We start from the raw sequence: 6257 nt of genomic DNA on the forward strand, positions 1-6257 counted from the left end.
GTTCAAGCTGATCAGCGTGGTCTCGGGCGGTTAGGAGGCGCTGCGTGTCGAGCCGTGACGCGGAATGGGTAGGCATCGATCCGGCCTGGCGGGCGGGGGCGACGCTCACGCTCGTCTTCCTGCTCGCGCTGGCCAGTCTGCTCGGGGCGCCGCCGGGGCTGCTGCTCGGTCTGGGCGTCGCGGCGGGCGCGGCGGGCGGCTGGACCCTCGCGGGGATCCGCGGGGAACGGCGGCGGCGCGAAATCAGCGAAAGACGACTTCAGGAAAGCGCGCGGACGGCCGAAGACATCATCGCGGCCATCCCGAGCGGGCTCGTCGGACTCGACGATACCGGCGCGGTGTGCCGCTGGAACGAGGGCGCCACCCGCATCCTCGGCATGGGCCGGGGCGGCATGATCGGCCAGCACGTGGACCGCTGGCCGATCGACGGGCAACGCGGGCTCGCCGCCCTCCTGCGCGATGCGCTGGACGGGAGAACCGTGACGCGAGGCAGCCTGGACGTGACCCGCACCGACGGACGCACGCTGCCCCTGGGCATCTCAACGAGTTGCCTGGCGGGGAGCGGCGGCCGCGGCACCGGCGCGGTGGCGGTCTTCCAGGACCTGACCGAGGCCCGCAAGCTCCGCTCGCGCATGCGCCAGCAGGAGCGCTTGGCCGCGGTGGGCGCGCTGGCTGCCTCGATCGCGCACGAGATCCGCAATCCGCTGGCCTCGATCGCCGGCAGCGTGGAGCTGCTGGCGGCGGACCTGCCGCTGACGGGCGAGCATCGCATCCTGATGGATCTCATCCTCAAAGAGAGCGATCGGCTGAACCTCCTGATCACGGACTTCCTGGATTTCACGCGCGAGCGGCGCCCGCAGCCCAAGCCGCTGGATCCGACGCTGCTCCTCAAGGAAGCGCTGCGCCTGATCCGGCAGCGGCCGGAGGCGGACGAGCAGCTCAAGCTCACGCTGAGCAATGACGGCGCGCCGGCAGTGATCGAGGCCGACCCGGGCATGCTGCGCCAGGTCTGCCTCAACCTGCTGCTCAATGCTTGCGAGGCGGTGGACTGGGAAGGCCGCCTCACGGTCTCGGCGCGCGGGGCGCAGGGGATCAGCGGCGAGGAGGAGCTGGTCGTGCAGTTCCGGGACGACGGTCCCGGTGTGCCGCCCGAGGCGCGGGGGCGGCTCTTCGAGCCCTTCTTCACGACGAAGACGGGCGGCACGGGACTCGGCCTGGCGATCGCCCACCGCATCGTGGAGATGCACGGTGGCCAGCTCGAGCTGCTGGAGGAAGCGGGGCCGGGAAGCGTGTTCGAGCTGCGCCTGCCGGCGCGCGCGCGCAGCGAAGAGGACCTGCCCGAGGGCGTGGTCCAAGCGACCGAAAACACCGTCTAGGCACCAAGCGAGGGAGCTGTACCAATGGCCCAGCCGCGCATCCTGCTCGTCGACGACGAAGAGAGCATGATCCGATTCCTCTCGATCATGCTCGCCAAGGAAGGCTACGAGATCCGCGCGGTTTCGAGCGGCAAGGCCGCCCTGCGCGAGCTGCAGAACTGGCGCGCGGACCTGGTGATCAGCGACATTCGCATGCCCGAGATGGACGGCATCCAGCTCCTCACCGGCATCAAGGCCATCGACGCCTCGATCCCGGTCATCCTGCTCACCGCCTACGCCAGCCAGGAGACGGCGATCGAGGCCGTCAACAAGGGCGCCTTCCACTACCTGATCAAGCAGGCGCGCAACGAAGAGATCAAGATGGTGGTGCGCAACGCCCTCGCGATGCGCGAGGTGCGCAGCGAGAACGTCCAGCTCCGCCGCCAGCTCCAGGACGACTCCTCGCTGGAGTCGATCATCGGCAGCAGCGAGGCGATGCAGCGCATCTTCGGGATCGTGCGCAAGGTGGCCCCGACCGACAGCACTATCCTGATCGGCGGCGAGAGCGGCACGGGCAAGGAGCTGATCGCGCGCGCCATCCACTTCATGAGCGGCCGCGCCGACAAGCCCTTCGTGGGCGTCAACTGCGGCGCGCTGCCGGAGAACCTGCTCGAGAGCGAGCTGTTCGGCCACGTGAAGGGCTCCTTCACCGGCGCCATCCGCGACAAGGAAGGCCTCTTCAAGGTGGCCGAGTCCGGCACGATCTTCCTCGACGAGGTGGGGGAAGGCACGCCCGCGCTGCAGGTCAAGCTGCTGCGGGCTTTGCAGGAGCGCGAGTTCCTGCCCGTCGGCGGCACCTCCCCGATCAAGGTCGACGTGCGCGTGCTGGCCGCCACGAACCGCGACCTCGAGGCCGAGGTCGAGCGCGGCACCTTCCGCCCGGATCTCTACTACCGTCTCAACGTGATTCCGCTCACGGTGCCGCCTCTGCGCGATCGGCGGGAGGACATCCCGCTGCTCGTGCGGCACTTCCTGCAGCGCCTGGCCGAGAAGCGCAACCTACCGATCAAGGGCGTGAGCAAGGAAGCCATGGAGCTGCTCTGTGGGTACGACTGGCCCGGCAACGTGCGCGAGCTCGAGAACGTGCTCGAGCGCACGGTGCTCCTGGAGGAGCGCGAGACGCTCGACCGCGACTCGCTGCCGGAGAAGCTGCTGCAGGACCCGGAGCGCGGGGCGAAGTCCTTCTTCGAGGGAAAGCCGCGCGCGACGCTCGAGGAACTGGAGCGGGAGTACCTGCTCCAGGTGCTCGAGTCCACGGGTTGGCAGAAGAAGAAGGCCAGCTCCATCCTGGGCATCAACGCGTCCACGCTCTACCGCAAGATCCAGCGCTACGGCCTGGATCGGACGCGCGAAGGCCTGCTGGTGGAGTGAAGCCCTCGGCCCCCCTGGGGCTCAATTTGCATGGCTGCACGGACCACGGTCCGGGGGAACAGCCGTGCAAGCTGCAACGGGCGCTGCAAGTGTCGGTAACGACCGGGCTTGACGCGCCACAACCTGCAAGGGGGGCTTGGCACTACCCTTGCGATGAGGGGCCCGGACCGACAAGGAGCCACCGGCGCCCGATTCGGCGGACCAACAGGAGGTTCTCTCAGATGTTTTCCAACAAGGGTTTCACCCTGATCGAGCTCATGATCGTGGTGGTGATCATCGGCATCCTGGCCGCCATCGCCATCCCGAACTTCGTTGCGATGCAGGATCGCGCCCGTGAGGCGGCCGTGAAGTCCAACGGCCACACGGCGCAGCTCGCGGTCGAGGATCTGGCCGTGCAGGCCAACGGCGTCTATCCCGACGGCGCCGGTGCCCTGGAAGCCATCGTGGAGGCGCTGCCCGGCGGCGTGCAGCTCTCCCCCCCCTTCGTCGGCGGCAACGGCCTGAGTGCTGGCGATGGCGCAGCTCAGGGCATGGTGGACTACATCGATCCGACGGGCACTACCGTCCCCAATCTGTATCGGATCGACTGCTACGGTAAGGACCCGGCACTGCCGCCAGTTCTCGTTCTGTCCAACGGCTAGACGATTCGCAGTGGCGGCGGGAGCCGGGGGGCTCCCGCCGCGTTTCTCCCTCTACTCAGCGAGGTCAGGCGTGCACCGGCTCTCTCACTCGAGTCGCGGCTTCACGCTCATCGAGCTGATGATCGTCATCGTGATTCTCGGCGTTCTCGCCGCCATCGCCACGCCCAACTTCACGACGATGCGCGACCGCGCCCGCGAGGCCGCGGTCAAGGGCAACGGGCATGCCTGCCAGCTCGCCGTGGAGTCCTACGCCGCGGCGAATTTCGGCAGCTACCCGCCCGCGGCCAGCGCCCTCGCCGACATCCAGGCCAACCTGCCCGGCAACGTGCTCGTCACGAATCCCTTCAATGGCGGCGTTGGGCTCTCGATCGGCGGCGGTGCCCTCGAGGGAATCGTCGACTACCAGGATCCGGTCGCCGTCGGCCTGCCGCAGCGCTACCGCCTCATCTGCTACGGCACGAACGCGCTGCCCATCCAGACCCTCAGCAACGGCTGAGCCTCGGCGCGTCCTTCTCGCCTCCATCGTCACCCGATTGGAACGCCCCGTGCGACAGCAAGGGCGATCGCCCCATTTGCGGGAATATCGGTCAATCCCTGCCCACCCTGGGCAAGGATTGACTGCTTCCGAGCCAAGGAGGCGCCCCTAGCATGAGCGACGCCGCGCTGCTGCGCGTCGAAGACCTGCGCAAGAGCTACCGGCTCGGGCCCCGCCGCCGGCAGCGCGTGCTCGATGGGCTCAGCCTGCGCGTGGAGCGGGGCGAGGTCTACGGTCTCCTCGGCCGCAACGGCGCTGGCAAGAGCACGACCTTCCGTCTGCTCACCGGGCTCGCCCGGCCGGATGGCGGCGAGATCCACATCCTCGGCGGGCGTCCCGGCGACCGCGACGTGCACCTGCGCCTGGGCTACTGCCCCGAGAACCCGCAATTCCCGCCCAACCTGACCGTGCGCGAGCTGATGCGCTTCCACGCCTCGCTGGTCGCCTCGCGGCTTGTGACGGCGAGGAGCCGCGTCGACTGGCTGGCGGCGCAGTTCGATCTCAGCGGCGTCAGCCGCCGCGAGTTGCGCCAGCTCTCCCGCGGTACGCAGCAGCGCGTGGCGCTCGCGCTGGCCCTGCTCGCGCGACCCGAGCTCTTGATCCTCGATGAGCCGCTGACTGCGCTCGATCCCCTGCAGCGCCAGCGCGTGATCGAGATCCTGCTCGAGCACAAGCGGGCGGGCACGGCGATGATCATCTCCAGCCACATCCTCGCGGAGCTCGAGGCCCTGGCCGATCGCCTCGGCGCGCTCAAGGACGGCCGGATCGGCCACGAGATCGCGCTCGGCGCCTCGAGTGCCGCGCCGCTCGCGATGGACATCCGCATTCCCTTCGAGAAGACGAAGGAGGCGCGCCTGGACGCGCCCGATCTTGACAGCGTGCGCGAGGGCGAGACGGCGGCTTTCCGCGGTCTGCCCTTCGAGCGCGCCCAGACCCTGCTGCAGCGCTGGAGCGCGCTGGGCATTCCGATCCTCGAGCTGGCCGAGCGCCGGGATCTGCCGGCCGCGGAGATCCTCGCCAGCATCGCCGAGGAGACGCCGACGGCCGCCCCCGCGAGCGCGCGCGACCGCGACAAGGAGCGCGTATGAGAAACGTCGCCGTGCTGACGCTCGCCGGCCTCCGCGAAGCCCTGCGCGACCGTCTGCTCCACAGCCTGCTCGGTCTGGGCGCGATCATCCTCGGCGCGCTCGCGCTGATGGCGCCGCTCACGCTCGGCGGGCGCGAGAAGACCTTCCACGACGCCGCGCTGGCCTGGATCCACATCTCGGCCCTGCTGACGATGCTGGTGATGGGGGCCTGGAACCTGCACCGCGAGCGGGAGCGGGGGATCTGGCTCGGCATCCTCACGCGGCCGATCTCGCGCCAAGAGTACCTGCTCGGGCGCCTGAGCGGCCTGCTCGGCGCGCTGGCGCTGGTCATCATCGCCGCGACGGCGATCTACCTCGTGATCGGCTGGGCGATGCGCGTGCCGCTCCTGCCCGGCCTGCCCACCGCGCTGCTCTATGTGTTCCTCGAGATGAGCCTGCTCGCCGGCTTCGTGCTGCTCTTCTCGACCTTCACCGGCCTCGTGATGACGCTCTTCCTCGCCCTCGCCGTCTTCGCGGCCGGGCACCTCTCGGCCGATCTCCTGCGCTTTGCGGCACTCACCGACAGCGGTTTCCTGCGTGCGCTCGCCCTGGCAGCGCACTGGCTCTTGCCGCACCTTGAGCTCTACCGCGTGCGCAACAGCCTGGTGGGGGGCAGCCCCCCGCCGCCCGACGCCCTGCTCGCGGCGCTCGGCTACACGCTCCTGTACTTCACTGCCCTCGTCGGCGCGGCGGCCGCCGTCTTCGCCCGCCGCGAGATCCGCTGATGGCCCGCTCGCTAGCCCTCGCCGCGCTCAGTCTGGTGCTGCTCGCTTTCGCGCAGCTTGGCCAGCCCGCGCCCCTCATCCGGCAGCAGGAGCCCCAGCGCCCGCTCGAGGCCGTGCTGATGGGCAGCGAGGCCCTGCTCGCCGACTACTACTGGTTCGATCTGCTCCAGTACTACGGCGGCTACCGGCTGGGACAGCACGACCTGTCCGAGTTCAACCAGCGCGTGGAGCGCCTGCTGCGGCTGGACCCCGCCTTCCACCGCGCCACCCTCTTCGCGGCCGTCGTCCGCGCCACGGACATGCAGGACCCCGCAGGCGCCCTGCGCTGGCTGGCCTATGCGGAGCGGGCCAATCCGACCTACTGGGTCTATCCCTACGAGCAGGGCTTCTTCCACTACCTGTGGCTCGAAAACTACCGGGAGGCACGGGCCGCCTTCGCGCGG

General features: G+C 69.5%; 7 protein-coding genes. All 7 read left to right on the top strand.

Going from position 1 to position 6257, the window contains the following annotated elements; translation table 11 throughout:
- The first annotated feature begins 44 nt into the window (after positions 1-44).
- Entirely contained in the window at positions 45-1376 is a 1332-nt protein-coding gene (locus FJ251_12490; GenBank protein MBM4118528.1) for a PAS domain S-box protein, read from the top strand.
- Between the two features lie 24 nt (positions 1377-1400).
- The gene (locus FJ251_12495; protein MBM4118529.1) at positions 1401-2786 is read left to right on the top strand and encodes a sigma-54-dependent Fis family transcriptional regulator; all 1386 of its coding nucleotides are present in this window, start codon (positions 1401-1403) and stop codon (positions 2784-2786) included.
- 221 nt (positions 2787-3007) lie between these two features.
- The gene (locus FJ251_12500; GenBank protein MBM4118530.1) at positions 3008-3427 is read left to right on the top strand and encodes a type II secretion system protein; all 420 of its coding nucleotides are present in this window, start codon (positions 3008-3010) and stop codon (positions 3425-3427) included.
- Positions 3300-3923, top strand: coding sequence for a type II secretion system protein (locus FJ251_12505; protein MBM4118531.1), 624 nt, complete (start codon positions 3300-3302; stop codon positions 3921-3923). The genes FJ251_12500 and FJ251_12505 overlap by 128 nt, the downstream gene beginning before the upstream one ends.
- A 152-nt stretch (positions 3924-4075) precedes the next feature.
- Positions 4076-5050 (top strand): ABC transporter ATP-binding protein, encoded by a 975-nt coding sequence (locus FJ251_12510; GenBank protein MBM4118532.1) that lies wholly within the window; start codon positions 4076-4078, stop codon positions 5048-5050.
- Positions 5047-5814 (top strand): hypothetical protein, encoded by a 768-nt coding sequence (locus tag FJ251_12515; GenBank protein ID MBM4118533.1) that lies wholly within the window; start codon positions 5047-5049, stop codon positions 5812-5814. Before FJ251_12510 ends, FJ251_12515 begins: the two co-directional genes overlap by 4 nt.
- Positions 5814-6257 (top strand): hypothetical protein (locus FJ251_12520; GenBank protein MBM4118534.1); only part of this gene is annotated, 444 nt, incomplete at its 3' end. The genes FJ251_12515 and FJ251_12520, both read left to right, overlap by 1 nt.

This window comes from bacterium (assembly GCA_016873475.1).
Lineage (GTDB): Bacteria > Krumholzibacteriota > Krumholzibacteriia > JACNKJ01 > JACNKJ01 > VGXI01.